Source organism: Halobellus captivus, from assembly GCF_003697845.1.
Lineage (GTDB): Archaea > Halobacteriota > Halobacteria > Halobacteriales > Haloferacaceae > Halorubrum > Halorubrum glutamatedens.
Window position 1 is genome coordinate 1 of sequence record NZ_RDQE01000025.1, and the last position, 26081, is coordinate 26081.

31 protein-coding genes are annotated in these 26081 nt (G+C 57.9%); 13 read left to right on the plus strand and 18 right to left on the minus strand.

All coding sequences use genetic code 11. The annotated features are described in order from the left end of the window. Positions 1 to 50: 50 nt before the first annotated feature. From EAO78_RS17065 to EAO78_RS17080, 4 genes are all read right to left on the minus strand, one after another. Positions 51 to 248, minus strand: a complete 198-nt coding sequence (locus tag EAO78_RS17065) for a heavy-metal-associated domain-containing protein (protein ID WP_004594582.1) — start codon at positions 246 to 248, stop codon at positions 51 to 53. 146 nt (positions 249 to 394) lie between these two features. After that, entirely contained in the window at positions 395 to 790 is a 396-nt protein-coding gene (locus EAO78_RS17070; RefSeq protein ID WP_004594583.1) for a hypothetical protein, read from the minus strand. A gap of 137 nt (positions 791 to 927) precedes the next feature. Then, positions 928 to 1203: a DUF7521 family protein gene (locus tag EAO78_RS17075; RefSeq protein WP_004515576.1), complete on the minus strand. Its 276-nt coding sequence runs from the start codon at positions 1201 to 1203 to the stop codon at positions 928 to 930. 3 nt (positions 1204 to 1206) lie between these two features. Continuing rightward, on the minus strand, positions 1207 to 1557 hold the full coding sequence (locus EAO78_RS17080; protein ID WP_122106971.1) for an ArsR/SmtB family transcription factor: 351 nt from the start codon (positions 1555 to 1557) through the stop codon (positions 1207 to 1209). Between the two features lie 114 nt (positions 1558 to 1671). On the opposite strand from EAO78_RS17080, the gene EAO78_RS17085 reads away from it, so the two are divergent. After that, positions 1672 to 2232, plus strand: coding sequence for a DoxX family protein (locus EAO78_RS17085; protein WP_095638029.1), 561 nt, complete (start codon positions 1672 to 1674; stop codon positions 2230 to 2232). A gap of 30 nt (positions 2233 to 2262) precedes the next feature. Further along, positions 2263 to 2661: an SHOCT domain-containing protein gene (locus EAO78_RS17090; protein WP_049986209.1), complete on the plus strand. Its 399-nt coding sequence runs from the start codon at positions 2263 to 2265 to the stop codon at positions 2659 to 2661. A gap of 11 nt (positions 2662 to 2672) precedes the next feature. On the opposite strand, the gene EAO78_RS17095 is transcribed toward EAO78_RS17090, so the two are convergent. Further along, positions 2673 to 3122: a universal stress protein gene (locus tag EAO78_RS17095; RefSeq protein WP_095638030.1), complete on the minus strand. Its 450-nt coding sequence runs from the start codon at positions 3120 to 3122 to the stop codon at positions 2673 to 2675. A gap of 184 nt (positions 3123 to 3306) precedes the next feature. Here EAO78_RS17095 and EAO78_RS17100 point away from each other — a divergent pair, with 184 nt between their 5' ends. Beyond that, positions 3307 to 3807, plus strand: coding sequence for a CBS domain-containing protein (locus EAO78_RS17100; RefSeq protein ID WP_004594590.1), 501 nt, complete (start codon positions 3307 to 3309; stop codon positions 3805 to 3807). A 68-nt stretch (positions 3808 to 3875) separates the two neighbouring features. Here EAO78_RS17100 and acnA read toward each other — a convergent pair whose 3' ends face one another. Further along, complete coding sequence (gene acnA / locus EAO78_RS17105; protein WP_122106972.1) at positions 3876 to 6659, minus strand: aconitate hydratase AcnA; 2784 nt, start codon at positions 6657 to 6659, stop codon at positions 3876 to 3878. Between the two features lie 71 nt (positions 6660 to 6730). Further along, a complete protein-coding gene (locus tag EAO78_RS17110; protein WP_049938510.1) occupies positions 6731 to 6928 on the minus strand; it encodes a heavy-metal-associated domain-containing protein in 198 nt (65 codons plus the stop codon). 134 nt (positions 6929 to 7062) lie between these two features. Between EAO78_RS17110 and EAO78_RS17115 the strand changes: the two genes are divergently transcribed. The 5 genes from EAO78_RS17115 to EAO78_RS17135 all read left to right on the plus strand — a co-directional run bounded on the left by EAO78_RS17115 (position 7063) and on the right by EAO78_RS17135 (position 12798). After that, entirely contained in the window at positions 7063 to 7653 is a 591-nt protein-coding gene (locus EAO78_RS17115; RefSeq protein ID WP_122106973.1) for an AsnC family transcriptional regulator, read from the plus strand. Positions 7654 to 7747: 94 nt separating this feature from the next. Continuing rightward, positions 7748 to 10354, plus strand: coding sequence for a heavy metal translocating P-type ATPase (locus EAO78_RS17120; RefSeq protein ID WP_004594598.1), 2607 nt, complete (start codon positions 7748 to 7750; stop codon positions 10352 to 10354). 17 nt (positions 10355 to 10371) lie between these two features. Next, positions 10372 to 10596, plus strand: a complete 225-nt coding sequence (locus EAO78_RS18810) for a DUF7123 family protein (protein ID WP_004594599.1) — start codon at positions 10372 to 10374, stop codon at positions 10594 to 10596. Next, positions 10593 to 11594, plus strand: a complete 1002-nt coding sequence (locus EAO78_RS17130; RefSeq protein WP_050050397.1) for a DUF63 family protein — start codon at positions 10593 to 10595, stop codon at positions 11592 to 11594. The genes EAO78_RS18810 and EAO78_RS17130 overlap by 4 nt, the downstream gene beginning before the upstream one ends. Positions 11595 to 11661: 67 nt before the next feature. Continuing rightward, positions 11662 to 12798, plus strand: coding sequence for an NAD(P)/FAD-dependent oxidoreductase (locus tag EAO78_RS17135; protein ID WP_231554253.1), 1137 nt, complete (start codon positions 11662 to 11664; stop codon positions 12796 to 12798). A gap of 156 nt (positions 12799 to 12954) precedes the next feature. Here EAO78_RS17135 and fni read toward each other — a convergent pair whose 3' ends face one another. Together fni and EAO78_RS17145 are read right to left on the minus strand one after the other, a co-directional pair. Next, positions 12955 to 14037 (minus strand): type 2 isopentenyl-diphosphate Delta-isomerase, encoded by a 1083-nt coding sequence (fni, locus tag EAO78_RS17140; protein WP_049986204.1) that lies wholly within the window; start codon positions 14035 to 14037, stop codon positions 12955 to 12957. Between the two features lie 329 nt (positions 14038 to 14366). Continuing rightward, positions 14367 to 14663, minus strand: a complete 297-nt coding sequence (locus EAO78_RS17145; RefSeq protein ID WP_049986203.1) for a hypothetical protein — start codon at positions 14661 to 14663, stop codon at positions 14367 to 14369. A gap of 493 nt (positions 14664 to 15156) precedes the next feature. Between EAO78_RS17145 and EAO78_RS17150 the strand changes: the two genes are divergently transcribed. After that, positions 15157 to 15690: a DoxX family protein gene (locus EAO78_RS17150; RefSeq protein WP_049986202.1), complete on the plus strand. Its 534-nt coding sequence runs from the start codon at positions 15157 to 15159 to the stop codon at positions 15688 to 15690. A gap of 6 nt (positions 15691 to 15696) precedes the next feature. Next, on the plus strand, positions 15697 to 15984 hold the full coding sequence (locus tag EAO78_RS17155; RefSeq protein ID WP_004594603.1) for a hypothetical protein: 288 nt from the start codon (positions 15697 to 15699) through the stop codon (positions 15982 to 15984). Positions 15985 to 16228: 244 nt separating this feature from the next. Here the strand turns inward: EAO78_RS17155 and EAO78_RS17165 are convergent, their stop codons facing one another. From EAO78_RS17165 to EAO78_RS17195, 8 genes are all read right to left on the minus strand, one after another. After that, positions 16229 to 17077, minus strand: coding sequence for a plastocyanin/azurin family copper-binding protein (locus tag EAO78_RS17165; protein ID WP_227262414.1), 849 nt, complete (start codon positions 17075 to 17077; stop codon positions 16229 to 16231). Between the two features lie 134 nt (positions 17078 to 17211). Next, the gene (locus EAO78_RS17170; RefSeq protein WP_049983674.1) at positions 17212 to 17565 is read right to left on the minus strand and encodes an SHOCT domain-containing protein; all 354 of its coding nucleotides are present in this window, start codon (positions 17563 to 17565) and stop codon (positions 17212 to 17214) included. A 6-nt stretch (positions 17566 to 17571) separates the two neighbouring features. Beyond that, positions 17572 to 17988, minus strand: coding sequence for a DUF302 domain-containing protein (locus tag EAO78_RS17175; RefSeq protein WP_004048654.1), 417 nt, complete (start codon positions 17986 to 17988; stop codon positions 17572 to 17574). Positions 17989 to 18087: 99 nt separating this feature from the next. Continuing rightward, positions 18088 to 18435 carry an SHOCT domain-containing protein gene (locus tag EAO78_RS17180; protein WP_049986201.1) on the minus strand — a complete coding sequence of 116 codons (348 nt, stop codon included), beginning with the start codon at positions 18433 to 18435 and terminating at the stop codon, positions 18088 to 18090. 63 nt (positions 18436 to 18498) lie between these two features. Then, complete coding sequence (locus tag EAO78_RS17185; protein WP_004048656.1) at positions 18499 to 18816, minus strand: hypothetical protein; 318 nt, start codon at positions 18814 to 18816, stop codon at positions 18499 to 18501. Between the two features lie 272 nt (positions 18817 to 19088). After that, positions 19089 to 19793, minus strand: a complete 705-nt coding sequence (locus EAO78_RS17825; protein WP_123624180.1) for a DUF7546 family protein — start codon at positions 19791 to 19793, stop codon at positions 19089 to 19091. 33 nt (positions 19794 to 19826) lie between these two features. Next, positions 19827 to 20408, minus strand: coding sequence for a helix-turn-helix transcriptional regulator (locus EAO78_RS17190; protein ID WP_004048657.1), 582 nt, complete (start codon positions 20406 to 20408; stop codon positions 19827 to 19829). A 125-nt stretch (positions 20409 to 20533) separates the two neighbouring features. Then, positions 20534 to 21922 carry a permease gene (locus EAO78_RS17195; protein WP_049986199.1) on the minus strand — a complete coding sequence of 463 codons (1389 nt, stop codon included), beginning with the start codon at positions 21920 to 21922 and terminating at the stop codon, positions 20534 to 20536. 328 nt (positions 21923 to 22250) lie between these two features. On the opposite strand from EAO78_RS17195, the gene EAO78_RS17200 reads away from it, so the two are divergent. After that, positions 22251 to 23717, plus strand: coding sequence for an amidohydrolase family protein (locus EAO78_RS17200; RefSeq protein WP_004594621.1), 1467 nt, complete (start codon positions 22251 to 22253; stop codon positions 23715 to 23717). 29 nt (positions 23718 to 23746) lie between these two features. Here EAO78_RS17200 and EAO78_RS17205 read toward each other — a convergent pair whose 3' ends face one another. After that, on the minus strand, positions 23747 to 24271 hold the full coding sequence (locus EAO78_RS17205) for an ArsR/SmtB family transcription factor (protein WP_004048660.1): 525 nt from the start codon (positions 24269 to 24271) through the stop codon (positions 23747 to 23749). A 201-nt stretch (positions 24272 to 24472) separates the two neighbouring features. On the opposite strand from EAO78_RS17205, the gene EAO78_RS17210 reads away from it, so the two are divergent. Both EAO78_RS17210 and EAO78_RS17215 read left to right on the plus strand, forming a co-directional pair. Then, a complete protein-coding gene (locus EAO78_RS17210) occupies positions 24473 to 24688 on the plus strand; it encodes a heavy-metal-associated domain-containing protein (RefSeq protein ID WP_004594622.1) in 216 nt (71 codons plus the stop codon). Between the two features lie 4 nt (positions 24689 to 24692). Next, on the plus strand, positions 24693 to 26081 hold a 1389-nt coding region (locus EAO78_RS17215), incomplete at its 3' end, for a heavy metal translocating P-type ATPase (protein WP_136516543.1).

Genomic DNA, 26081 nt, shown 5'->3' on the forward strand with positions numbered 1-26081 from the left:
AGCTTCAAAGACAACGGTTGGCCGTTGTCTCGGAGTGGTCCGCGCGATTCTCAGGCGTAAGCGGTGTACCCGGCGTCTTCGACGGCCTCCACGAGAGCTGTGACATTTGCCTCACCATCGACGCTCGCCTGTTCGCTCTCCCTGTCGACGGTCACGTCAGTCACGCCGGATACCTCTTCGAGGGCCTCTTCGACCGTCTGCTCACAGTGACCGCACGTCATGCCTTCCACGATGATCGTCGTCGTCATACAGGGATACACACGGCCTCCTCTCTTTAGCGGATTTCCCCTTCGATCATACTGATATCGTGGGGCTCAAACTTTAGATTCAAAGTGATACCTGCGGCCGTAACGAACTAGACATCGGATGCGCCAGGTGTCAATAGCGAGAAGGCTCAAGTATCGTTGTGACGCTCCCTGTACGTCTTCGCCGCTAAAAAGACATAGAGTGCGCCGATAGCCCGAATGCCCAAGCGGAATCGCTCGTTCCATTCTATCGACTCTGGACGCTCGTACAGGAACGCGGTGGCAAATCTCTGATACAGGTCGGGAAATAAGAGGACTATCGCGCCGAACACGCCGGTAAGATTCATCAGCAACGCGTATGCTCGCCCGTTAAAGAGTGAAAGCGCAGCTATCAGAACACCCTCCGACCGGACTGCTGGACGTATCCACCCTCTCACTGTTCCCTCGTCTGGATTCGAAATCGCGAGTTTCTCGAAGAGCTCGACGATTTCGTCCGGGAACAGCGCTGAGATAGCGCCGAGGACACCGACGAGTGTTCGAATCATACGATATGGTACGACCGATATGGATATAACTCCCACTGCGACGCTACACTATCGAGAACGAGGGGAGTCCGAACAGTAGCGGCTTCGAACCGGGCACGACGCGCAGAGGCCGCTTGTCGAATGGGCGTCCTGAATCCTTATGGATTCGGGGCATACAGGGCGTAGAGGATAGACAGCATCCCGGCTGCGGTGACGAGTGCTGCGACGAATCCTGCTTCGAAGATCGACACCTGGAGGAGTTCGAAGAGGACGCCTTCAAGGAGGCCGCCAAGCCCGACCAATGCGAAGCCGGCGGCGACGTACAGGAGTAACTGCGTGTGATGTCGTTGGTACCCGCGATAGGCCTGATATGCGATGACCAGTGCTAACGCGGTCGTGAACAGTTTGCCGATGACGAATAGCGTGTGTTCCATAAGTCAGTCTCCCCGCATCTCCTCGAAGATGGTCGTAATCCGGTCGGCGGGGTCCGCCCGGACATCGATCTGGACATCGAAGCCCTCTGCCTGGAGGAGGACTTCAATACGTTCGAGACGAGCCTCGTACTCGCTGTAGTGCCGTCCTCCGGGGTCGACGTGCGTATACTCTTCGAGGAGGCCCTGCTCGACGAGGCGGGTGACACGGCGCGAGACGGTCGGGCGTGACATGTCACATTCATCGCTGAGTTCCTTCGCAGACAGTCGGTCGGTCTTCGTCGCCACGAGGATGTCGCGAGCGTACTCGTCGTCGAGTGTAGCGAAGATTTCCGACGGGTCGGCCTCCTCAGTCACACGTCTCTACTCGCGACAGGAGCGTAATATAGCCCGCCGATTTTCTGACCCAGAACGCCGGCTCGCCGTTATATCGTCTCTGCCTCCGTACTGATAGTTGAAGGTGCAATAACTATGTCCACACTCGACTCCGGCATGAATCAGCTCGAGAGCAGAGTCGGCGGTCTGACCGTCGGCGGGAAAGTTCACAGTCTCAGTGCGTGGTTCGTGCTCGCGCTCCGTCTCATGATGGGCTACGCGTTCGCGTACTCTGGGTTCACGAAGATCACCGGCGAGTTCGGCGCTGGCGGCTACCTGTCGAACGTCGCGGCGACGAACGGGAATCCGCTCGCGGGCCTGTTCGCGTGGATGGGTAGTACGCCGTGGTTCGTCGAGTTCGCGAACATCGCCGTCCCGTGGGGCGAGCTGTTCATCGGCCTCGGCCTGCTCGTCGGCGCGTTCGTTCGCCTCGCGGCGTTCTTCGGCGCGCTCATGATGCTCATGTTCTACTTCGGCAACTGGGACATGGGCCACGGGTTCATCAACGGGGACTTCGCGTACATGCTCGTGTTCCTCGCGGTCGCCGCGTTCGCTGCGGGCCGCATCCTGGGTCTCGACCAGTACATCGAACAGTACGAGATCGGCGGCGAAGCGCTCGTCGAGCGCTACCCCGCCCTCGAATACATCCTCGGCTAACCACGCCGAACTCTCTTCAGGAGTACAATAATGCAAAATCCAATTCAAGCACGCGGGATTCGTTCTCTGGGACTCATCGTCATCGGAGCACTGACGCTAGCCGTCATCATTGGAATGACTCTGACGCACGCTGCTGTTCCAGATACAGTGATGTGGGACTGGCATGACGGGATGTGGAATGATGGTCACATGGCCGGGTGGGGAATATGGAGCTGGGGGATGATGTTGATCGGTTTGCTGTGGATGGCACTTCTGATCGCCCTTCCCGTCTACATCGTCTACTGGCTGACAACGCGGTCGCCATCGGACGGCCCCACCGAGGATAGCGCACTCGCTGTCCTCCAGGAACGGTACGCTCGCGGCGAAATCGACGACGAGGAGTTCGAACGCCGGCGCGCCCGACTCACGCCTGACGGCGGCCGTTACTGACTGTTCTTCCCCTATTCGTCGACTTCCGTCTTCACGACGGTCGCTGGGCGGGTCGTCAATCGAAGGACGCGGTCGGTCACGCTTCCGAGCAAGGCCCGGTATTCTTCCGGCCGGTGTTTCGTTCCAAGTACAAGTAGATCCATATCTTCGACATCAGCATACCGTACAATCGTCTCAGCCGGTCGGCCGTGCTCAATTGCTTTGACAACATTGACACCGACCTCCTTCGCTTTATATTGGATGTCTGCGATTGTTTCCGTTCCAAGTTCTTCGAGGCCATGTTCTGGGCCCTCGGCTTCATCAACGTACTCGTCACCGCTGTATGCTGTTACGACGTCCTCATCGACTACATACAGAACATGAAGATCGGCATTATGGGCCTCTGCTAGCGCGATAGCATGGGATTCAGCTTCCTCAGAAGCAACTGTCCCGTCAGTCGAGAGCAAAACCGTATCGTACATTTCTCTTTACTTATTGAGACTAGATTATAAAAGCCAGCGCTCTTGGATAGTGGCGTAGCTGGTAACACTTTTTGTAACTTCACAAAGTTTGGAGATTGTCGTCTCTCAGGGTTGAAGAGTGGAGGATTTCTATGACGACCAGCTGATGCTAAGCTATTTCCTGTTATGAGTCGTACTGATTAGCATGGGTACCAGACCAACTGACCTCCGGATGGACATTGGTCGTATTGCTGATGAGTCGGTCGCCCGTGTCACGCCTGACGCCACGGTTGCCGAGATCGCTCACACGATGATCTCCCAATCGCGGTGTGCCAGGTACGTGGTCGTCGAAGAATCCGATCAGATCTCTGGTATCATCACCGACCGAGACCTGATTGCTAACCTGCTCACCGAGGAAAGCGAGTTAAGTGTGCTCACAGCCGAGACGAGTGGAGACGACGTACGAGCTGCTGACGTGATGACGCGTGACCCACTTACTGTGCCAGCAGATGCTGAGATTCCAAAAGTCCTGAGACAAATGAACGAAGCGGGTGCTCGACACGTCCCGGTTGTTGAAGACGGGAGCGTTATCGGGATGATCACTCTGGACGATTTAATTACGCATGTTGCTGGTGAGAGCGCACACGTTTCAGCTCAGATGGATAACGTAGCGGGCATCATCCGAACAGAGTCTACGCACGATTGAAACGCTAATTTGGACTCAAAGTTTTTCGTGTTGCTTGTGCTTCCAGAAATAGAGTCAGTTGAGAGAGATTATCGCGTGAGGAGCCGTCTAAGGACGTAGTGGAGGATGCCGCCGTGTTCGATATAGGTCACGGCGGCCGGCGTGCCGACCTGTGCTGTGACCGGGAACTCGACAGTCGACCCGTCCGCGCGCTCGGCGATAACGGTCAGTTCGTCCATCACATCGAGCCCGTCATCGAGGCCGTGGATCGTGAAGATCTCAGACCCATCCAGACCGAGAGATTCCCACGAGTCGCCATCATCGAACTGCAGGGGGAGCACACCCATGCCGACGAGGTTGTCGCGGTAGATGCGCTCGTAACTCTCGGCGATGGTTGCGCGAACACCGAGTAGGTCCGTTCCTTTCGCCGCCCAGTCCCGGCTAGACCCAGTTCCGAACTCCTCGCCAGCCATCACGACGAGCGGTATCCCCTCGTCCCGATAGCGGCGACTGGCTTCGAACACGGTCGTCTGCTCGTCGGTTGGGTGGTGGATCGTATAGCCACCCTCGACATCGTCGAGCATCTCGTTCTCGATGCGGACATTGGCGAACGTTCCCCGCATCATCACCTCGTGGTTGCCCCGGCGCGCGCCGTAGGTGTTGAACTCGTGCGGCTCAACGCCGTTATCGAGCAGCCACTGGCCGGCAGGGAGGTCAGATCCGAAGGGGCCAGCAGGGCTGATGTGGTCGGTCGTAACGGTATCGCCGAGTGTCAGCAGGCAGCGTGCATCCTCAATATCGGCGACGCCGGGTTTTTCGAGGGGGAAGTCCTGGAAGAACGGCGGCTCTCGGATGTATGTCGAGTTGTCGTCCCACTCGTAGACGTCACCTGTGGGCGCGTCGAGAGCAGCCCACCGCTCGTCACCCTCGAACACAGAGGCATACTTCTCCTCGAACATCTCAGGAGAGACGTTCTCGTGGATTGCTGCCTGCACGTCCGCTGCGTCGGGCCAGATGTCCGCCAGATACACCGATCCCCCCTCCTCGTCGGTGCCTAGCGGCTCGTTCTCGAGGTCGACGTCCATCCGCCCTGCGAGGCCGTAGGCGACGACGAGCGGCGGGCTCGCGAGGTAGTTCGCGCGGATCTTCGGGTGAATACGCGCCTCGAAGTTCCGATTCCCGGAGAGGACGCTCGTCGTCCAGAGGTCGTGGTCGTCGATCGCTTGCTCGATGGGATCGGGAAGTGGTCCGGCGTTCCCGATACAAGTGGTACAGCCGTAGCCGACGACCGCGTACCCGAGCTCTTCGAGATACGGAAGCAGGCCCGATTCCTCGAGGTACTGCGTGACGACGCGACTGCCGGGTGCGAGACTCGTCTTGACGTACGGCGGGACATCTAAACCTTTCTCGACGGCGTTCTGGGCAAGCAGACCAGCAGCGATCATCACCGACGGGTTCGAAGTGTTCGTACAGCTCGTGATGGCGCTGACGAGGACGTCTCCGTGTCCAATTTCCACTGTCTCACCGTCGAGGTCGACCTCAACGCGTTTGGTTAACGGGTGCAGTTCCGATTCGGGTTCGACCTGAACACCGCCGTCGGTCTCCGCACCAGCTGCATCACCTTCGCCGAGCCACCGCTGTAGGGCGTCTTCGTCGACATCATCGAGGTCGTCTTCGAACTCCCCGTGGAGAAGTCCCCGGAAGCTCTGTTTCACGTCCCCCATCGGAATCCGGTCCTGTGGCCGCTTATGTCCGGCGAGACTCGGCTCAACAGTCGAAAGATCGAACTCGACCACCTCGGTGTATTCCGGTTCCTGTTCTCCGAATAGCCCTTGCGCTTCGAGGTACTCGCGAACAAGGTCGATGTGGGCGGGGTCACGCCCGGTGAGTTCGAGATACTCGAGCGTCTGCTCGTCGACCGGGAACATACTGATCGTCGAGCCCTGTTCGGGCGCCATATTGGCGATCGTGGCCCGGTCGGGGACTGTGAGATTCTCCACACCAGGACCGAAGAATTCGACGAACCGGTCGACGACGCCGACCTCGCGGAGCCGTTCGGTGATGTGGAGCACGAGATCCGTCGCCGTCGCGCCCTCGGGTAATTCGCCTTCGAGGCGGACGCCGACGACCTCGGGAAGTTTCATCGTGACCGGCTGACCGAGCATTGCCGCTTCCGCTTCAATGCCGCCGACGCCCCAGCCGACCACACCGATGCCACCGATCATTGGGGTGTGGCTGTCCGTGCCGACGAGTGTGTCCGGCAGGAGCCATTTCTCACCGTCTCGCTCGCGGGCGTGGACGACCCGGCCCAGATGCTCGAGATTCACCTGGTGGACGATGCCGGTCCCCGGCGGGACGACGTTGAAGTTCTCGAAGGCGTTCTGCGCCCACTTGATCGCGCGATACCGTTCGGCGTTGCGCTCGTACTCCAGTTCGACGTTCTTCTCGTAGGCGTCCTCGGAGTCGAAGTAGTCGACTTGGACGCTGTGGTCGATTACGAGATCAATAGGGATCTCTGGTTCGACCAGGGTCGGGTCCCGATCTTTGCGGTCGACTTCGGATCGAAGGGCCGCCAGGTCGACAACTGCGGGCACGCCAGTGAGATCCTGTAGGACGACTCGTGATGGAGAGAACGGAACCTCTGCGTCCGGTACGTCTGGCTTCCAGCCAGCAGCATTCTTGACATCCGCTGCAGTAACAGTTTCGCCGTCGGCGTTCCGGAGCACCGACTCAAGCAGAATACGGATGCTCACAGGGAGCGTGTCGAGGTCACAGAGCCCCTGCTCTTCGAGTGCTCGAAGATCGGCCATCTTGTACGTCGTCCCGTCGACGTCGAGCTCGCGGACGGCATCGAACGGAAGTGTATCAGTCATAGTATCTACACCTGGGATTGGCAGTCGTATCAATCCCTCTCCGAATCCGATTCGACGAGAATCGGGATTTGTTACGCAGAGGCATCGTATCCAGCGTCTTCGACCACAGTCACAAGCTCATCCCGTTCAGCGGACCCCTCGACCGTCGCGGATTCTGAGTCACGATCCGCAGTAGCAGACGTAACCCCCTCAACTTCTTCGAGTGCCTCTTCGACGGTCTGCTCGCAATGTTCACAGGTCATTCCTTCGACGGTGATTGTCTGAGTCATATCCATTCGTAGATAGGGGCGAGTATTCTATGTGGTTTTCTGCTTAGAATCCAATGTTGTCGCAGCCCTGGATCACCGATTTCGAAGGTGTGTTGTGGGCAACAATAATGTATCCTGCGAGACGAAGCGGTCGTATGCGCAATTTGGATGAAACCGACTTAGAAATCCTCTCGTTACTCGCTGATGACGCCCGCCGCCCGTTCAGCGATATTGGCGAGGAGGTCGACTTGTCGGGGCCAGCCGTGTCTGACCGGGTAAAGCGATTACAGGAAGCTGGCATCATTAACAACTTCACGATTGACGTCAACCGGGCTCATCTCCGAGCTGGTGTACCGGTATTTATTCAGGCCGAAATCGGCTCAGCGTCGTTGGAGGCCGCCCGCGAGCGGGCTCGAGAGTCAGATGGCGTTGAACACGTCTTCACGACCTCCGAAGGAGATCTTTGGTTCTATGCCCGTGTTGAATCCCAGAACGTACGTCAGTGGGTAGATGGACTCTTTAACGAGATCGATGTAGCAGATTACACCGTCACGCTAATTGACGAGCTTGAATGGACGCCGTCCGTTGATGGCGTCGAATTTGCACTCACCTGTGCTGAATGTAACAATACCGTTGATAATCAAGGTGAAACGACGAGAATCGACGGAGAGATCTATCACTTCTGTTGTCCGTCCTGTCTCACACGGTTCGACGATCGGTATCAGCGACTCGAAGAGGGAGCGTAACGCTGTCTTTGGAATCCAAATTTTCCTGCAGTCGAAACCCCGCCTCTCGAAGCAGTAAATCGCCTAAACCTAGACCCCGTATAGTAGAACAAGCATGACAAGCCAAACAATCCATCTTGATATCACGGGAATGTCCTGCGCCAACTGTTCGGCGACGATCCAGGACACTCTCGAATCGCTCGACGGGGTATCGGAGGCGGATGCGAACTTCGCCACCGACGAGGGTTCCGTCACCTACGACCCTGAAGAGGTATCGCTCAAAGAAATCTACGACGCGATCGACGAGGCCGGGTACGGCGCAGTCTCTGAGACGGTAACGATTGCCATCTCCGATATGACCTGTGCCAACTGCGCCGAGACCAACCAAACCGCTCTTGAAAATATTCCGGGCGTCGTTAATGCGGAGGTCAATTACGCAACCGACGAAGCACAGGTCACCTACAATCCTGCGGAAGTATCTATTGGTGCGCTGTACGATGCTATCGAGGAGGCTGGCTACTCGCCCGTCCGCGAAGATGGTGCCGACGAAGAGTCGGGCCAGGACGCACGAGATGCCGCCCGTCAAGCCGAAACTCGGAAGCAACTCAGGTTGACCCTCTTTGGGGCAGTGTTATCGGCACCGTTGCTCTTCTTCCTCATCGACAATTATCTGCTCGGTGGCGCGATCGTCCCTGAAGCCGTCTTCGGTGTGGAACTTGGCTGGGTTGAGTTCCTCCTCGCCACGCCGGTACAGGCGATCCTCGGCTGGCCGTTCTATAAGAACTCGTACAAGGCGATCGTGAAGAACGGCCGCGCCAATATGGACGTGCTGATTGCGATCGGTTCAACAACGGCCTATCTATACTCTGTGGCAGTCCTTGCTGAACTCATTGCAGGTGGACTTTATTTCGACACGGCAGCCCTCATCCTCGTGTTCATCACGTTGGGTAACTATCTCGAAGCTCGGTCGAAGGGCCAAGCGGGTGAGGCCCTCCGAAAGCTCCTCGAAATGGAAGCCGAAACGGCGACCATTGTCCGCGAGGACGGCAGTGAAGAAGAAGTTCCGCTTGAAGAGGTCACAACTGGTGACCGGATGAAAATTCGTCCAGGTGAGAAGATTCCCACAGACGGTGTCGTTGTCGACGGTCAGTCTGCCGTCGACGAGTCAATGGTCACTGGCGAATCTGTGCCTGTCGAGAAAGAGGAGGGCGATGAGGTCGTCGGCTCGACGATTAACGAGAACGGCGTCCTTGTCGTGGAGGCGACGAAGGTTGGAGAAGACACGGCCCTCCAACAGATCGTCCAGACAGTCAAGGAGGCCCAGTCGCGCCAGCCCGACATCCAGAATCTCGCCGACCGCATCTCCGCGTACTTCGTGCCTGCGGTCATCGCGAACGCCCTTCTCTGGGGTGTCGTCTGGTTCCTGTTCCCCGAGGCTCTCGCTGGCTTCGTCGACTGGCTCCCGCTGTGGGGTCAGGTTGCTGGCGGCCCGGCCCCGGTCGGTGGGACCGTTTCAGTCTTCGAGTTCGCGATAATTGTCTTCGCGTCCTCGATCCTCATCGCCTGTCCCTGTGCGCTGGGGCTGGCGACGCCCGCAGCGACGATGGTCGGGACGACGATTGGTGCCCAGAACGGCGTCCTGTTCAAGGGCGGTGACATCCTCGAACGAGCGAAAGACGTCGATACAGTCGTCTTCGACAAGACGGGCACACTCACCGAAGGGGAAATGGAACTCACCGACGTGGTCGTCTTTGATAGCGATGGAAATGTGGTGACTGACGGTGGCGAGCCGACCCCAGATGGTGGACAGCTCAGCACCCGTGAGCGCCTCTCAGAGGATGATGTGCTTCGACTGGCGGCGATAGCTGAAAGCGGCAGCGAACACCCGCTCGCCCGTGCAATCGTCGAAGGGGCCGAAGAACGCGGCCTGGACGTGACTGAGCCTGACGACTTCGAGAACGTTCCGGGCCACGGGATCAAAGCAGTCATTGGTGACAGCGAGGTGCTGGTCGGCAACCGCAAGCTGCTGCGGGACAACGGGATCGACCCCTCTCCCGCTGAGGAGACGATGGAACGCCTCGAGAACGAGGGGAAGACGGCGATGCTGGTCGCCTACGAGGGGGAGCTCGTGGGTGTGGTCGCCGACGCCGACACAGTGAAGGAAAGCTCCAAGCAGGCTGTCACAGCACTCCAGGAGCGGGGAGTTGACGTGATGATGATTACGGGCGACAACGAGCGAACTGCCCGTGCGGTCGCTAAACAGGTGGGTATCGACCCGAAGAACGTCCGCGCAGGAGTCCTTCCTGAGGACAAGTCCAACGCGGTCGACAGTATTCAAGACGAGGGCCGGCAGGCGATGATGGTCGGTGACGGCGTCAACGACGCTCCGGCACTCGCGGTCGCACACGTCGGGACAGCAATCGGCTCCGGCACCGACGTCGCCATCGAAGCTGCAGACGTCACGCTGATGCGAGACGACCCGCTCGACGTGGTAAAGGCGATCCGAATCTCAGACGCGACACTCCAGAAGATCAAACAGAACCTCGTGTGGGCGCTCGGTTACAACACGGCGATGATTCCGTTAGCGTCGCTCGGCCTCCTCCAGCCCGTGCTCGCTGCAGCAGCAATGGCGTTCTCGTCGGTGTCGGTGCTGACGAACAGTCTCCTGTTCCGGCGGTACACCCCCGATCACGACTACAAGCTCTTCGGATTTCTTCGCTAACCGTCACCTCTAGATCAATGTCGAATATTTCCCGGCACACGGTTCGAAGGTACCTCGTCGAGACAGCCAGTAGCGAACCGACATACCTCCGGGCTCGCGAGATTGCCAGCGACCTCGACGGATCTCCCAAGGCAGTCGCGCAGTACCTCAGCCAGCTCCAGGACGAACTCACAATCGTTTCACTCGAACAGTGGGGGCGCTCGAAAAGCACGACGTGGCGATTGGAGGTGAACGGGTCGTGAGTACTGTCACCCGCCGCGTCGAGACTGTCCTTCCGGAGACCGGCTCACGCGAGTGGTGGGCGCTGTACCTGCTGGCCCCGCTCGTCCTTCTCGGTGGGGGCATCCTCGTGTTTCCGACGTTGGTCTACGACCGGTTCATCTGGCAGTATCTCTGGGGACCAGTCGTCGCCGATGCGGCCGGTCAGCCAGTCACGCACGAGGGGATTCGTGCTGTCCAGGGCTACAACGCGGTGAACACGGTAATCTACCTCGCGGCAGTCGTATACAGCCTCCCCGGACTACGTGCGTATCTCGACCAACTCGACGTCACGTTCGACGCACGACTGGCCTACGGGTTCGCTCCGATCATCATCGCAGGTGGGGCGATGCGCGCCCTCGAGGATCTCGGGCTGCTCGGGGACTACGCGGTGTGGTTCATCACGCCATCGATTTACATCGTCGTCACCGCTGTCACCATCCTCGCGCTCGGTGTCGGTGCACTCTTGCGTGACCAAAATATCGGATCTATCCCGCTAACAGTCGGGCTCGTCGGGTCGGTGTGGGCTGTCGGGGCCGTCTGGTGGGCTGTTTGGCACGGCCTCTCGACATCGACCCCACTCCGCCTATGGGTTCCTGTCGCGACGACGGGGATAGCGCTCGGCGTAACCGCACTCTACTACTGGGGCACGAGTTTCGCCAATATCACCCACCTTCGACACCCGCTAATTCTGCTGGCCGTTTTCGGCCAGTTGTGGGACGCTGCGCAGAATCTCATCGGTGTGACGTTCCTCGGCTACTCCCCAAAGCTGGTCGTGACGAATCTCGTGTACCAGGCGACTGGATTCTCCGGATCGACGTTCGTGCTGAAACTCGTCGTGACTGTCGGCATCGTGTGGTATCTCGCCGATGCGAAAGAGGAGATGAATCACACGTGGTGGTGGCTTATGACGTTCTTCATCGGAGCGATCGGACTCCCGATGGGCGTTCGTGGGTCACTTCGGATGCTGTTGGGAGCTTAACGATGGCCTCAAAGATTGGCAAAAACCGATGACTCGAACGTCCAAAATTGCGGTAATAGGTGGAGGGATGGCCGGGCTTGCAGCAGCTGCTGGATTCGACGACGCTGGATTCGTCGTCGAACTATATGAGCGGCAGTCCTACGATAGCAAAGGCGTTAATTGCGGAGAAGCGATGACAGCGGTATCGAAGATCCCACTCGAACCGACTGTAGAGAACGGCTTTCTCAACCCGCTGCCAGCGATGGAAGTGGAGGTGTATGACGGAATCGACGCCGATCGCCACCGCACTGGAGCCGGCACCTTTCCTGCTGCGGATACATATATAACGGACCGAAATGTCGTTGAGCAGTCCTGGGCAGAACAACTCTCAGAGAAGGGTGTTGACATCCACGAAAACCAGTCTATCACACGGACAGATTTCCACGAGTTCACCGATGAGTATGATCTCGTCGTTGATGCAACCGGTCAGCCATCACTCTCTAGTAAAGCGCTCGGAACAACCAACGAGTATTCAGGATATATGGTAGCGCTTAACAGTGATGTCGAAGGGGACTTCACCGAGTTGTACCCGAACAGCCGGATAATTCTGGAGAACTATACAGGGTACTCGTGGGCATTCCCGAAGACATCGCAACGAGCCAACGTTGGTATCGGCTGGACGGTCAGTGACCGGCCTAATGATTATATGAAGGCATTGAGGGAAGCCTGTGAGCGGAATGGGTGGCCAGTCCCGTCGCAGGAACGGACGAACGTCGCAATCATTCCCGAGGGACCAAGCCTTGATCCCGACAGAACCCATCTACCGGAGCATTCAGTCGTACGAGTGGGTGATGCTGCAGGTATAGCAAACCGACTCACCGGAAAGGGGATCTCACAGGCCGTTGAATCGGGATTCTTGGCCGCAGAGCTGGCTAACAGAAGCCAATTACGCAATTATCCTGATAGATTATATCAGAGGATGAAAACGGAGTACATTTTCGCCACAGTTGTGAGATACTTTCTTGAAACTCGTAATCCCAAGGTTCTGGGAGCAGCAATTCGTGCCGCTGCCGGGATCGATATTGAAGACGTTGACCGGTCTCCGAGTGCAGTTCTACTGCGTCTCCTCCGCCACCCTGTTTTATTTGCCCGTATTTTCTCGAGACGACGAGTTTTAAACCGTGTCTATGGAGGAATGACTAACCAGTGGGAGTTAATTGATTGATATCCACTCGAGTTGAATTCTCGGCTCTGTTGAAATCCTTAGAGGATGATAGCTTCGGTGCCCGCTGCGGTCAGTACAGGTTGGACAGATATCGGAGTCGGCTCTCTCTTTCCCGATGTTGTTCTATCTATCCTGCTGAGACTGGAGAATTCGGTATTACTCGCTACTGGTTCGTTGTTCCACGTACTCGCGCGTCTCTCCGTGCAACACGTATTCCACCTGCTGAAGCTCGTCGATCGACCCCGAGCCGGTGACGAACATCGCTGTCCGCAGCTCGGCGATCAGGTCCTTGACTCGTTCGATGACAGCGTCTGGCCCGTCTGTAGCTGGTTTCAGGAACGGTTTCGCCAACCCGCCGGCGTGGGCACCCAGGGCAATCGCTTTTGCCACGTCCAATCCCGTTCGTACACCACCACTCGCAATTACGCAGTCGTGTTCGGCAACACACTCGATCGTGCTTGCAGCGGTTGGGATGCCCCATTCTCGGAACAGGGTGCCGATTCGTTGCTGTCGCGGCGCGTTCGCGGCTGCTGCGCGATAGGCCTCGATCCCGGACCAAGTCGTTCCACCTTTTCCAGCGACGTCAATCGCGTCAACGCCTGCCGCAGTCAGCTCTCGGGCAGTCTCCCCGGAAATTCCGTTGCCCGTTTCCTTGACGATAATCGGCACCGAGAGTGCCTCGGACACTCGTTCAACCGCAGCTACACAGTTCCGCCCATCGACATCGCCTTCAGGTTGAGTGGCTTCCTGGAGGAAGTTCAGGTGGACCGCGAGCGCGTCGGCGTTAATCATCTTGACTGCCTGCTCGACCATCTCGATGTCGTACTCTCGAAGCTGTGCAGCGCCGAGGTTCCCGTAGATGAACGCATCGGGTGCAGCATCGCGGACGACCGTGTACGATTCAAGGACGCGTTCGTCGTCGAGTTCGAGGCCTGCTCGCTGGCTACCGAGACCCATGGCGATACCGGTCTCGCTGGCGGCCCGGGCCAGCGCCCGATTAATCTCCGTCGTGTTCTGGTGCCCGCCAGTCATGCTCTCGATGAAGATTGGGGCAGATAGGTCGTGACCCAGAAAGTCGATGGAGGGGTCGATCGCGTCGTAATCGAGTTCCGGAAGCGCGTTATGGATGAGTCGGACGTCGTCAAAGCCCGTCCCTGTCGTTTCGACGTCCCGCTCCTGAACGATTTGAAGGTGGTCGTCTTTTCGGTCTTCAGTCTCCGAGGAGTCCTGCGCCGTCATTAGTCGAGTTTGTACAAGAGATGGGAAAACAATACTGTTGTATCGACTCGCCCCCATTCTAACTATTCTTGAAATGATAATATCCTGGGGTCGCTCTGTGTCTGTATCCAGCATTGCGCTGCTATACGACATAAATGACAGAGGTACCAGTGATAAGTTCGCAGGCCTCCTGAGCAGGCAATTCACCATTAACAGCTCTGAGATCAACCTCCTTGTGAACGGTTCTATGACATCTTCGGTGGAGAGTACCACTGCGAATTGTCCCTACCATGGTCAATAAGCTCGTCGGGAAAGATCAGTAGAGAGAACAACAAGACCGACGGTTCTCTTCAGATAATTAATTCGAGATCGAGAAAGGGAGTAGCGACGATGCACAGCAATACGAGGATCGCCGCGGAACGGAGTACGCCTACCGCCTGTAGCTGGGTCTCTGGGAGGGACTCGGCGATTCCGGACAGCGCAGTTCCGACGACCATAAATAGTAACCACCGGGTTTCGCCAGCGTCGCCGACGCTCCAAGCGTACACGAACATGCACAAGAAGGTAAGCGACACGCCGAACTGAAAGAGTGCCATACGACGGCCTTGTGGCTCGTTGAACAGCACCTCGCTGATATAGGGGACCATAAGCGACGCGTTCCTGTTTCCGGTACAAAATAATGCCGCAACGCGATCCCAGTAGAACATCCTCTCCCGTGCTACACGATTCCTCTGCGGGAGACGGTAGGTGACATACTGCGAAATGCGTACGTGTAGTGAGGCCGCGATTCACGCTACAATGTATCTGGAGAAGAGGATTTCAACAGAGCCAAATTCTCAGAATCTGTTAGCTACTGAGAGGATCGGTAAGTACAAAGGATTAGATCAGTAGATGAATTCAGTCCCTCAAACAGAATTTTCCGAAATCCAGAAATCGGTGGGCTCAGCTTCATCGGTGCTCCTGCTTACATGCCCCAGCACACAATCAGTGCGTTGAGGGTGACCGAATTCCTTCTTGAGGATCATCCAACTCACCTCTGACACCCGCGTTCCTGCAATGAGCCCCGACTCTTAGAGATCACGAACCACCACCAATCTTTTTACCACTTCTGATAAACTCAGTCGTGAGGTGAAGTATGCCATGTCAACACAATCCATTCGAACGAGATTTCTCGGAACTGAGACGTCGTTCTCGGTCTCAGGAGCCTGGTTGTCGTATTGGATCCTGCTGCTTCGGCTGACCGCCGGGTGGTGGATGCTCCACGCTGGCCTTGACAAGATCTGGGCGTGGCCCTTCGACGCCAGCTGGTTCGTCGGCGGAGCCGCTCAGGGCACGATTCTCGCCCCCTTCGTCACGCCGTTCAGCGACGGCATCCTGTTGGCGTTCGTCAACGTGGCGGTACCGCTTGGGCAAACCGCCATCGGTTTCGGGCTGATACTCGGTGTCCTCACGAGGACCGCCGCCTTCTTTGGTGCCTTCATGATGCTGTTCTTCTACTTCATCAACGGCTACGGTGGCGGCTGGGCCAACGGTATGGTCACGGGTGAACTACTTGGGATCATGGTCTTCGGAACCATTGTGGCACTCGGAGCGGGCGGCGTCCTGGCAGTCGATAACCGCCTGCGTGAGATGGAACTGTTCGAGAACACGCGATTACGGAAACTCCTCGGGTGACTACCAATGAGTGACTTATCAACGGCAGACCAAATCGCCATGTACGTCGGCGGTGGCTTGGTTGTCTTGGGCGTCGTCGTGATCGGCCTGCTCGACATGCTACTGGGAGCCGGGCACCCAGTCGATAGCGAGGGAGCAATCGAACACGCTGCAGTGGTCCCCATCGACATTAGGGCGGGCATCATCCTGCTCGGCTTGGTGATTTGGGGACTCGTCGCCGTTTACAAGTTTGCCGCAGGGTCGGCACCGTCGGGATCGACTACGGGCCAAACCCCATCCGGCATGGACGACTAGTTCAACAACTCAGTCTACGGCTCTCTCGTTGGTGTGGGCTACTGGATATCTTCTCCTCGTAGCCGTGCTCGCAATTGGTGTTTACTACCGAGCCACACAGGCGAGTTGATCACAAGAGAAATCAGTCATAAATGGAACAAAACAAGTCACGGGATCGTTCTGAAATCAAAGGTATCGGTGAGGGCGGTATTCTCTAATCCCCGAATCACTTGACCCCGGTGAGTTCACCCTCTCACGGTGGCAATCAGTTGGAGATGTCCTCATCAGTAGCATCTAATCGCTCACGGCGACGTCTATACTCCTCCTCGTCAATTTCGCCCCTGGCATAGCGGTTCTGGAGCGTTTTTCTGGCTGAGTCGTCGGTAGTCGATTGAGGAGATTTTTGGTTTCCAAGCCAGTAGAGCCCGCCACCGAGAACGCCCAGCATTCCGAGTACGCCACCAACAGCTGGTAGCCCTCCAACTCCACCTCCGTTGCGGCCACTCATCATTCCAGAACCACCTCGTCCCATCATTCCACCACCAGTATTCCCGCTTCCATCGCTGCTTGAGCCGTAGGCGACTGTACCCTGGTCAACAATCGCCTCACTCGATGGGACCTCTCCATCCGGGATTGAATCCTCCTCTGCCGGTCCGCCAGGACTGCCAACTACGATCCGTCCGACCATCCCAATCGACTTGTGCGGGATGCAGTAGTAATCATACGTCCCTGGCGTTTCGAACGTATATTCGAAGCTCCCGTCTGAGATCGTCCCACTATCGAAGGCGGAAGCGCCCTCCGGAATACGATCTGCGTACGCCGTAGCGGAATGTGCCCCCGCTGCGAGTTCAAATTGAACGGTTGTCCCGGGATCAACACGTAGGCCGATTGGGTCGAAGTAATTGTTTCCCATCTCCACGATGGGCGTCTCCTGTGCGTTCGCTGACTGAGCAAAGCCGGTGCTGGCGACTGCGCTGGCACCGACAATGCCTAAGAATTGACGTCGGCTGTGATGTGTCATGTTGTCTGGATCATTCTTCGGTGGGTAGCTACGCGCGATACTGGTGCGAAGACTTCGGACGTGACTCACTCCGAACTTGTCGTTTGTTCCCATTACTACTCATAACCATATGCTGAATCGAGCACACCATTTCGATGTAACGGAACGATGCTGCCGAACGGTTGGTTTCGATACCCTCGAGTCGATCCGCAGGTGTTCAAACGGGTGAAACGCGGTTTGGGTAGTGGTCACTCTGATTGTTCGAGCTTTTCTCGTCGGGCTTCGAACTCTTCGTCCGTGAGATCGCCACGAGCGTACGCCAGACGTAACTCTTCCATCGCGGGATTATGAGACGTCTGTGTCTCGCTCATCCGCCGGAAGATGAGATATCCACCGCCCAGAAGCGCAAGGAGGAAGATGACCGGGACGAGCATCCCGATGAGGGGCCACCAACCACCTGTGGTACCGTACTGGCCCATCATTCCTCCGTATCCCATCATCCCACCGAACCCCATACCCATTGTGAGCAAGGGAAGGAGGATGAACGCTCCGAGGACGATGAGCAGTATCGTCGTCGTATCCAGTTGATCCGATGATGCCATCAGAGATCAGGCCTCCGATGCGGATCCGAACTCGTCAGTTACGGCTGCCAGTACGCGGTCGAATCGTTCGCTGACCTCGGTCGCGACGGAGTCAAGCGCGTCGTTATCAGCGATCCCGACTAACTGTTCCGGGTCGACCGCACTCACCACGATGACGCCGTCATCGTTCTCGTAGACGATGACGTTACAGGGCAAGAGCGCACCGAGTTCAGTTTCTACACTCAACCCTTCGTATGCCAGCGGAGGATTGCACGCACCGAGGATGCGATACTGGCGGAACTCCTCACCGAGTTTCTCCTTGAGCGTCGCCTGAATGTCGATGTCACAGAGAACACCGAATCCCTCGTCTTTGAGCGCGGCATTCGTTGCGTCGACGACATCGTCGAACTCTCCATCAATCTTGGTTTGTATTGTGTAACTCATGTAATACTGTATCCTGTTTACGCACTTAAGCTCCCGTCGCCCCAACTGGCAGACGAGAATTTTTTCTCGACGATGCTCCTTCTATTTCGGTCATGGGCACTACTCGAGTTGCTTTCGTCGACGTTCGAACTCTTCATCGGAGAGTTCACCGCGAGCGTAACGCTCACGAAGAACCGAAAGCGGCCGACTATCACTCCTCTCAGAATCTCTGTTGAGGAGTGAGTAGACGAGATAGAGCGGGACGACGATTAGGAGCCCCATCCAAAGGAAGCTCCAGAGGCCCATTCCACCGCTGAAGACCCCCCAACCGCCGCTACCCATCATACCGCCGCCGTAGCCTCCACCACCGTGAGCCGCTGCGGTGCCCGTTGCTACAATCAACAGCGGAACCGCTAGTATTGCGATTCGACGAGTCGTCCGCCCGAGAGTGTTGGTGTAGTGTGTCATTGTGATCGTTGAGTCAGTAAGTCGAATATCTATCGTGTCAGACGAGGATCCGAACAGGGATCGTTAGCAGCCGTACCCCTGTCCGTTCATCCCCGTCGCGGTGTGATTGTCGTCCGCCATATCTTGGGCCATCTCGTCGACGGTCACGCCCATGTGCGCTTCCATCTCGTCAACGGCATTCGGGCCCATGTAGTCGGTCATGTGACCTTCCATCCAGGCCGCCCAGTCTGCTGCACTACCATCGGCTGGCGTCCCTTCAGCTGCCGTCTCGTTCCCCTGGATCGGTTCGTCACCGTGTGCGCTAACTACCGGGGCGGCAAACGCGAGTCCGACAATCGCGAGCACCACGAGCAGCCATCGTCCGAGGTTTCGGTTGGTCATTGTTTTTCGCCTCAAGTAGTCATACGGTGGGTTCGGGGTTATCTTCGTGGGAGTGAACTCAAACAGGAGAGCGTTCAAGAACGTCTATAACGCCATCTAAACGTTTTCTACTGACGGGATCGTTCATACCTGCCGAATTCGAAAGGATCAGAGGAATGGTGAGAGCAAAGGGGATCCGTCGAGACTGTTCACCTCATTGCGGCGATCCAGACAATAACCACGGTTCAGGCGGCGAGGGAGGCTCGGGTATTGCTGACCACGAACGAGATGGATCAGTTCCCTCGGAACTGGTGATACTGCCTCGTGAGTGCCTGACGATGGTAGAGGATTCCAATTGTCATGAGGAACAGAACGGTCGCAATTTCGTAGCCATACGCACCAAGCAATAACATCGTTGAAGAACCACTCAGTCCGCCTGCAAGTAGTACGGCAAACAACGGGCTAACGCAGGCAGGGCACGCCACAATCCCGACTATTCCTCCGACTGCCGACTGCGAGAAATCAAGCAATGCATCATAGACGAGATACGCCAGCGCGAACAGGCCAACCGCTTGGTAAGGAATGAGCGAGACCGTGATCAGGTCACCTGTATAGACGAAGACCGGACTCCATCCCAAAGATCGACCCCACGTTATTCCGAAGCCGCTTGGTCCAGTGAGCTGCCCGAAATGAGAGGTGCTCGGTCCAAGTAATCCTGAAAAATAAAACATCACGATGAGATATAGAGCAACGACAAGTGCGGCACCAATACGATACACTCGACGTTTCGTTACAGGTCGAGTGTGCCAGATCACCCAGACTGAGGCGGTGAACCAAATAAATGGAAGGACGAAATGGGTCCACCGGCTCCCCATATCTCCTGTGAAATATGCGTACACCAACCCGGCGATCAACTGTGCGGCGAGGAGGAGATTGAGCCACGTGCTTGACTTGAGAACCCGGCTAATGCGATCAGTTTCGAGTGTTGCTTGTGACATGATGGGTAGTGTTAGTATGAATTTCTACGTCTGTTAGTTCTGCAGGTCATCACTCGGATACACGCGGTAGGTTCGACCCTGTCGTTCCCGATACAGCAGCCCGCGCTCCTCGAGTGAACTCACGGTCTGGCTCACTTTACTCTTTGAGAACTCAGATCGATCCCGAAGTTCGATCTGCGTGATTCCAGGCGAGTTCAGGACGGGTTCAAGGACGCGTCGTTCATCATCCGGTAAGAGATCGAGAACGCGCGCTTGCGGATCCGATTCAGGATTGATAGGCGTCGCCGGCGAGGCGTCATCGTCTATCGATGTAGGCGTTGCCTCCGATACCTGATCGGGGTCGATGTGATCCGCTGAGTCGGTTGTCGAATCGATGAGATTCCCTCGAACCACGTAATAGATGCCACCGATACTGCCTGCGACCAGAAGGGTTCCAACCACGTACCAGAGAGGATCTGGACCGTGAATCGCCCCCATAGACGAGTCCATCATCGGCCCCATCGACTGCTCGATAGCGCGACGCTGTTGATAGGCCCGCCAACTGAGTAGTCCGCCAGCCAAGAGGACGAACCCAAGGAGCACACCAACGACGGTATCCGCTGGACGTTGGTTCATATGACATCCCCTTGTTTCGATATCTGACTGCTCATACAATCAATTTTGGCGCGACAGGTGTGACAATTGCGGATTGAAGGTGCGATGATGAAGTGCTTCACAGCGGATGAACCACAGTACATCTATCAGTGATCGTGATCGTGGTTTGTTATCTGCGGGCTTTGATCAGCAAATTCCGTGGGCTCTTCCTCGAATGCCCGCTTACAGGTCTTCGAGCAAAAATAGTACGTCATCCCATCATTGGACGCACTCGGCCCCTCATCGTCGGTCCGCATGCCACACACCGGATCACGATACTGACCTGGTGCGCCGATTCCACGTCGGTAGACATACAGGAGGAACCCGGAGAGCGCGAAGGCGATAATATTGAGGTAGAACGTGTAGTTGAGCTCGAAGTACGTCTGTTCGGTCGCCGTCTCGCCACCGGCCAGATCTGGTACGATGCCGAGGGCGTCGAACAGCAACTCCATGAGGAAGCCAGTGAACGCCATCGTCACGAAGAAGACGCCAAGGATGTACAGCATGATCTTCCAGCCGTAGTACTTCCGGTAGACGTTCAGCACGGGCACGGTGATGAGGTCGGCGTAGACGAACGCGATGATCCCGGCGAAGCTGACGCCACCGCCCCACAGCGCGACGGCGAACGGGACGTTGCCCATACTGCCGACGAAACTGAGGACGGCGATGATGACGCCCATGACGGCGTTCTCGGCAGTCACGAGCAGGCCGTCGCCCTGAATGAACAGCGTGTTCCACACCCACTGCGGGACGAAGACGATGACGAACCCAGAAATAAGGAAGCCGGCGACGATGTCTTTCCAGATCATCGACCACTCCTTGCGGTACTGATTCCCGACCTTGTACCAGCCACCCCACGACAGCAACTCGTCACGCCACCCGCCGCTACTCGACGTCTCCTGGCGATAGGTCTCCATACAGCCCTCCGAGCAGAATTTGAGCGTCTCACCGCCGTCGGTCGTGAGCGTGTACTCGTCTTTCCCCTCCATCCCGCAGGTGGGATCTTCCGTGACGCCCGCCTGGCGGTCGCGCTCGTTGAGCTTCTCGCGGACTTCGTTAAACAGGTTTTCGGGAAGCGTGAGGTGGACGATGGCGGCCATGACGGCGATGAGAATCAGGCCGCCGAGCAGTTCCGCGACGAGGAACTCCCAGCCAAGCAGGATGAGAATCATCAGCCCTAGTTCGACGATGAGGTTCGTCGACGCGAACATGAACGCGAGGAAGTTCACCGCGTGCGCCCCCTTCTTGAACAGGCCCTTCCCGATGGCGACGGCGCCGAAACTACAGCCACTGCTTGCTGCTCCGAACACAGTCGCCTTGGTAAGTCCAGTTAGATCGCCCTCACCCAGCACCTGTGCCATCCGCTCCTTCGAGACGTAGACCTGGACGAGACTCGTAATCGTGAGGCCCATGATGATCGCCCACGCCGCCGTCCAGAGAAATCCGACACCGATACGAAGGGATTCAAGAACTCCGTCGATTATCGTCGCCTGCATAGGTGTATCATTGTAGGGATCATCTATTGCGGTTTTGGTTAGAATATACTGCCTATGAGGGTATCAGTACTATGGCATCGTAACCGTCGGCCATAGATGATCTATCGTGAAGAGGGGAAAACATTGCAAACCTCCACAAGCTCCACGGAATCCGACTTCAGATTCAAAAGGGGAATCTGATTAAATCACGCCGACGTATTAGAGGCTAATGGGACCAGTAGAGACCGATGATATCCCAAATGAGGGGAACACCACCTGGAAGAACAGCCTTCGCCGGCCTGCTCGGTTGTCCAGTACGGTAACTGTCACATCCACTTCCTAATTTACGATGGCTGTCGATCTGGCAATCCATGATGCACTCGTTCTCACAGCCGACGAGCGGAACCGCCTGTACGAGCGCGGCACAGTATGCATCACCGATGGCTGTATCGAAGAAGTCCGACCATCACGTGCAGGAGACGGAGAATTAGAAGCATCCACCGTTATCGACGGGAACGGGAAACTGGTGATGCCGGGGTTGGTGAACGCCCACACGCACCTGGAGATGACACCGCTCATCGGTGCGTTTAGCGAACTCGAGCTGACGGAGATGCTCGGGAGTGGGACGGCCTTGTTTAACAGACTAGGGAACGGCGAATTCGAGTACCTCGTCGAGGCAGGCGTCGAGCTCGCAGCGCTCAATTTCCTCCTGGGCGGTGTCACGACCGTGAACTCCATGGACGCACGGCCTGCCGCAGGTGCGGAGACGTTCGGGGAAGCAGGGCTCCGCGGATTTTTCGGCCCGGCGATCTCGGACCTCTTCTGGGACCAACCAGTCGATCAGCAGTTCGCCCGTGCTCGCGAGTTCGTCGAAACGTACCACGACACGTACGACGGCCGAATCAGGGCGACGATCTGCCCGCACGACGACTGGTCGTGTACCCGGCAGCTGTGGGAACGGACCGCATCCCTCGCCGCAGAGTATCCGGACCTGCTCGTCCACACGCACTTGCTCGAACTCGAGGAGAGTAACACGATGGCACGAGCGAACGGTGGCGAGGACTCGGTAGGATTGCTCGACGACGTTGGACTCCTGGACGACCGACTGGTCGCTGCTCACTTCCGCCTCGGCGACGAAGAGGACATCCAGCGAACCGCCGAGGCGGACGCGGCTGTTGCGCACTGCCCGTCCGTCTTCTGTTACTGGAATCCGGACGGGGAGACGCAGTGGACGCCCGTTCCCGAGCTTCGAGCCGCCGGCGTCGACGTCGGAGTAGGGATTGACGACCACTACTGGCACGACTCGTACAGCATGTTCGGTGAAGCGCGGCAAGCTCGGCTGGCGGCAAATCTCAAGCGTTCAGCCGGGCAGTTCGACTCGATGGAACTGATACGAATGCTCACTATCGAGGGCGCACGCGCGCTGGGGATGGGCGACGAGATCGGCAGTATCGAAGCGGGAAAGCGCGCGGATATTATCCTCCTCGACGTCGACAAACCGAAGTTCACGCCACTGACCAACGTTCCCGCACACGTCGTGAACAACGCGGTCCCGGCCGACGTCGAGACAGTGATCGTTGACGGCGACGTCGTCCTCCGGAATGGTGTGCCCGAGACAATGGACTCGGACGACGTGCGACAGCGAGTAAATCAGGCTGTCGAACGCTTCATGGACGAGACAGGCTGGGAGTTAGACATTGGTGGTAGTGAACCGCCGACCAGCATCGAGACTGTACGGGACCTCCCAAAGCGTGGCCCTGCGCGACTCCTGACTCGCCTCGCGATGCAATCCGCGCGTGATCGGTTCTCCTTCTAAGACCCTGCCAGCGTAGGGGTGGTTCCCCCTCAGGAATTTCTGTGGGCGCGAACGAACGCACGTCGCAGGACGGTCAGAAGAACGTACGTCTCGTACTTCTGGGTCTGGCAGTGCTCGCAGGGCTGCATATCCTCGACGATCTCCTCAATAGCGTCGTCGTACTCGTCGGTGAGCGTAGTGAGCGCGTCCGTGATCTGGGGCTGGGCAGCGTCGATCATCTCCTCGACGGCGGCGTCGGCCGAATCTGGTAGTGAGTACGAGAGGACGATCGTGTTCGCGTGGTAGTACTTCGTCGTCCCACCACGCCCCTCCTCGAAGCGAACGACGTCGACGAGGCCCGCATCCCGGAGCTCGTTGATGTGATGGCGGACCGTGTTCTCCGTCCGGTCGATGCCGCGATCGTCGAGGCGTTCGTGGACCTCGGTCGCAGTTAGGGCTTCCTCGGACAGAATGTCGAGGACCATCGCCCGCATCGGCTCGTCGATGGCGTCCGAAATCCGAGTGTCTCGCACCGCGATGTCGTCGAGACGGTGGTCGGTATCGGAATCACTCATACGAGGACTGAGCGCGAGCACGCGGGAAAAGGTAGCGGGGCAGGAGTCGGGTAGGTGTCTGTCGAGGTATCCAGTACAGGATGGACCCGCGATAGCGAAAGCCCTAGACGACCCGTTTGACTGTTCCAACGACTCGTATCCGAATTCAAACATATCATATAAAAAATACTTATTGAGGTACGGGCACTATCTCAAACTGTAATGAGCGACACAACCCAATTCCGCGTCCTCGACTTCGACTGCCCGACCTGCGCGAGTACCGTCGAACGCGCCCTGTCGAACGTCGACGGCGTCCAGCACGTCGAAGTCCACTACGCGACCGGCCGCGTCGAGATCGAGTACGACGACAGCGTCGCTGACCCCGACGCCTTCGCAGAGACCATCGAAAACCAGGGGTACACTCCCCAGCCCGCCTAACACAATGAACAAACAATCGATCACGCAGTACTACCGGAACCACCGGAAGGCCATCGTCACGGCGACAAGCGGCCTGCTGTACGGCGGTGGCTGGAGTCTCGGCTACCTCACGAGTTTCGAGATGGCAAGCGCCGCCATCCTCGTCCTCGCGACGGTCGTGGGTGGCTACGACATCGCCAAGACCGCTTACCACGAGGTCACCAACCGGACGCTCGGCATCAAGACGCTGGTGACGCTGGCCGCCATCGGTGCTATCGTCATCGGGGAGTACTGGGAAGCCGCCGCCGTCGTCTTCCTGTTCAGCCTCGGCAGCTACCTCGAAGGCCGGACGATGCGGAAGACCCGGACGGCACTTCAGGAGCTACTGGAGATGACGCCCGACACGGCGACCGTCCGTCGCGACGGGACACTCCAAAAGGTCTCCGCCCGCGATGTCGAAGAGGGCGAAGTCGTCGTCGTAAAGCCGGGCGGGAAGATCCCGGTCGACGGAACCGTCGTCGACGGCGAGAGCGCAGTCAACCAGGCGCCGGTCACCGGCGAGAGCGCGCCCGTCCACAAGGCCGACAGCGACGAGGTGTACGCCGGGACGGTCAACCAGGAGGGCGCGCTAGAAATCCGGACGACGGGAGCGGGATCGGATACGACTCTCGAACGGATCATCCGTCGCGTCGAGGAGGCCCAGGAGGCTCAGTCGCCCACGGAGAGTCTCATCGACCGGTTCGCGAAGTACTACACGCCGGCCGTCATTGCCCTGGCTATCGGCGCGTACGCGGTCACGCAGAACGCGATCCTGTCGCTGACGCTGCTGGTCATCGGCTGTCCGGGCGCGCTGGTCATCGGGCCACCGGTCAGCATCGTCTCGGCCATCGGTAACGCCGCCCGGTCGGGCGTGCTGATGAAGGGCGGCGAACACCTCGAACGCGCCGGCAAGATCGATCTCGTCGCCTTCGACAAGACGGGGACGCTCACGAAGGGCGAGACCACCGTCTCCGGTATCGAGGGGTTCGGCGTCGCCGCCGCCGACGTCCTCTCGCTCGCAGCGACCGCCGAGAAGAAGAGCGAACACCACCTCGCGGACGCCATCGTCGACATGGCCCGCGAACGCCAGACGGCTGCGACGGACGGTGGAGCGACGGTCGCCCAAGCGGACGATACGGACGTGGGGCGCAGGTCGGTCCCCGATCCCGACGACTTCGACGTGGTCGCCGGCAAGGGCGTCATCGCCCATGCCGATGGCCAGGAAGTCGTCGTCGGCAACCGCGCGCTGCTGGACGACCGCGACGTCGATGTCCCCGATCGGGTCGCCGACTACGTCCGCGAGCGTGAGGGGCGCGGCGAGACAGTCGTCCACGTCGTTCGGGACGGGGACATCATCGGCGCGATTGCGATGCGG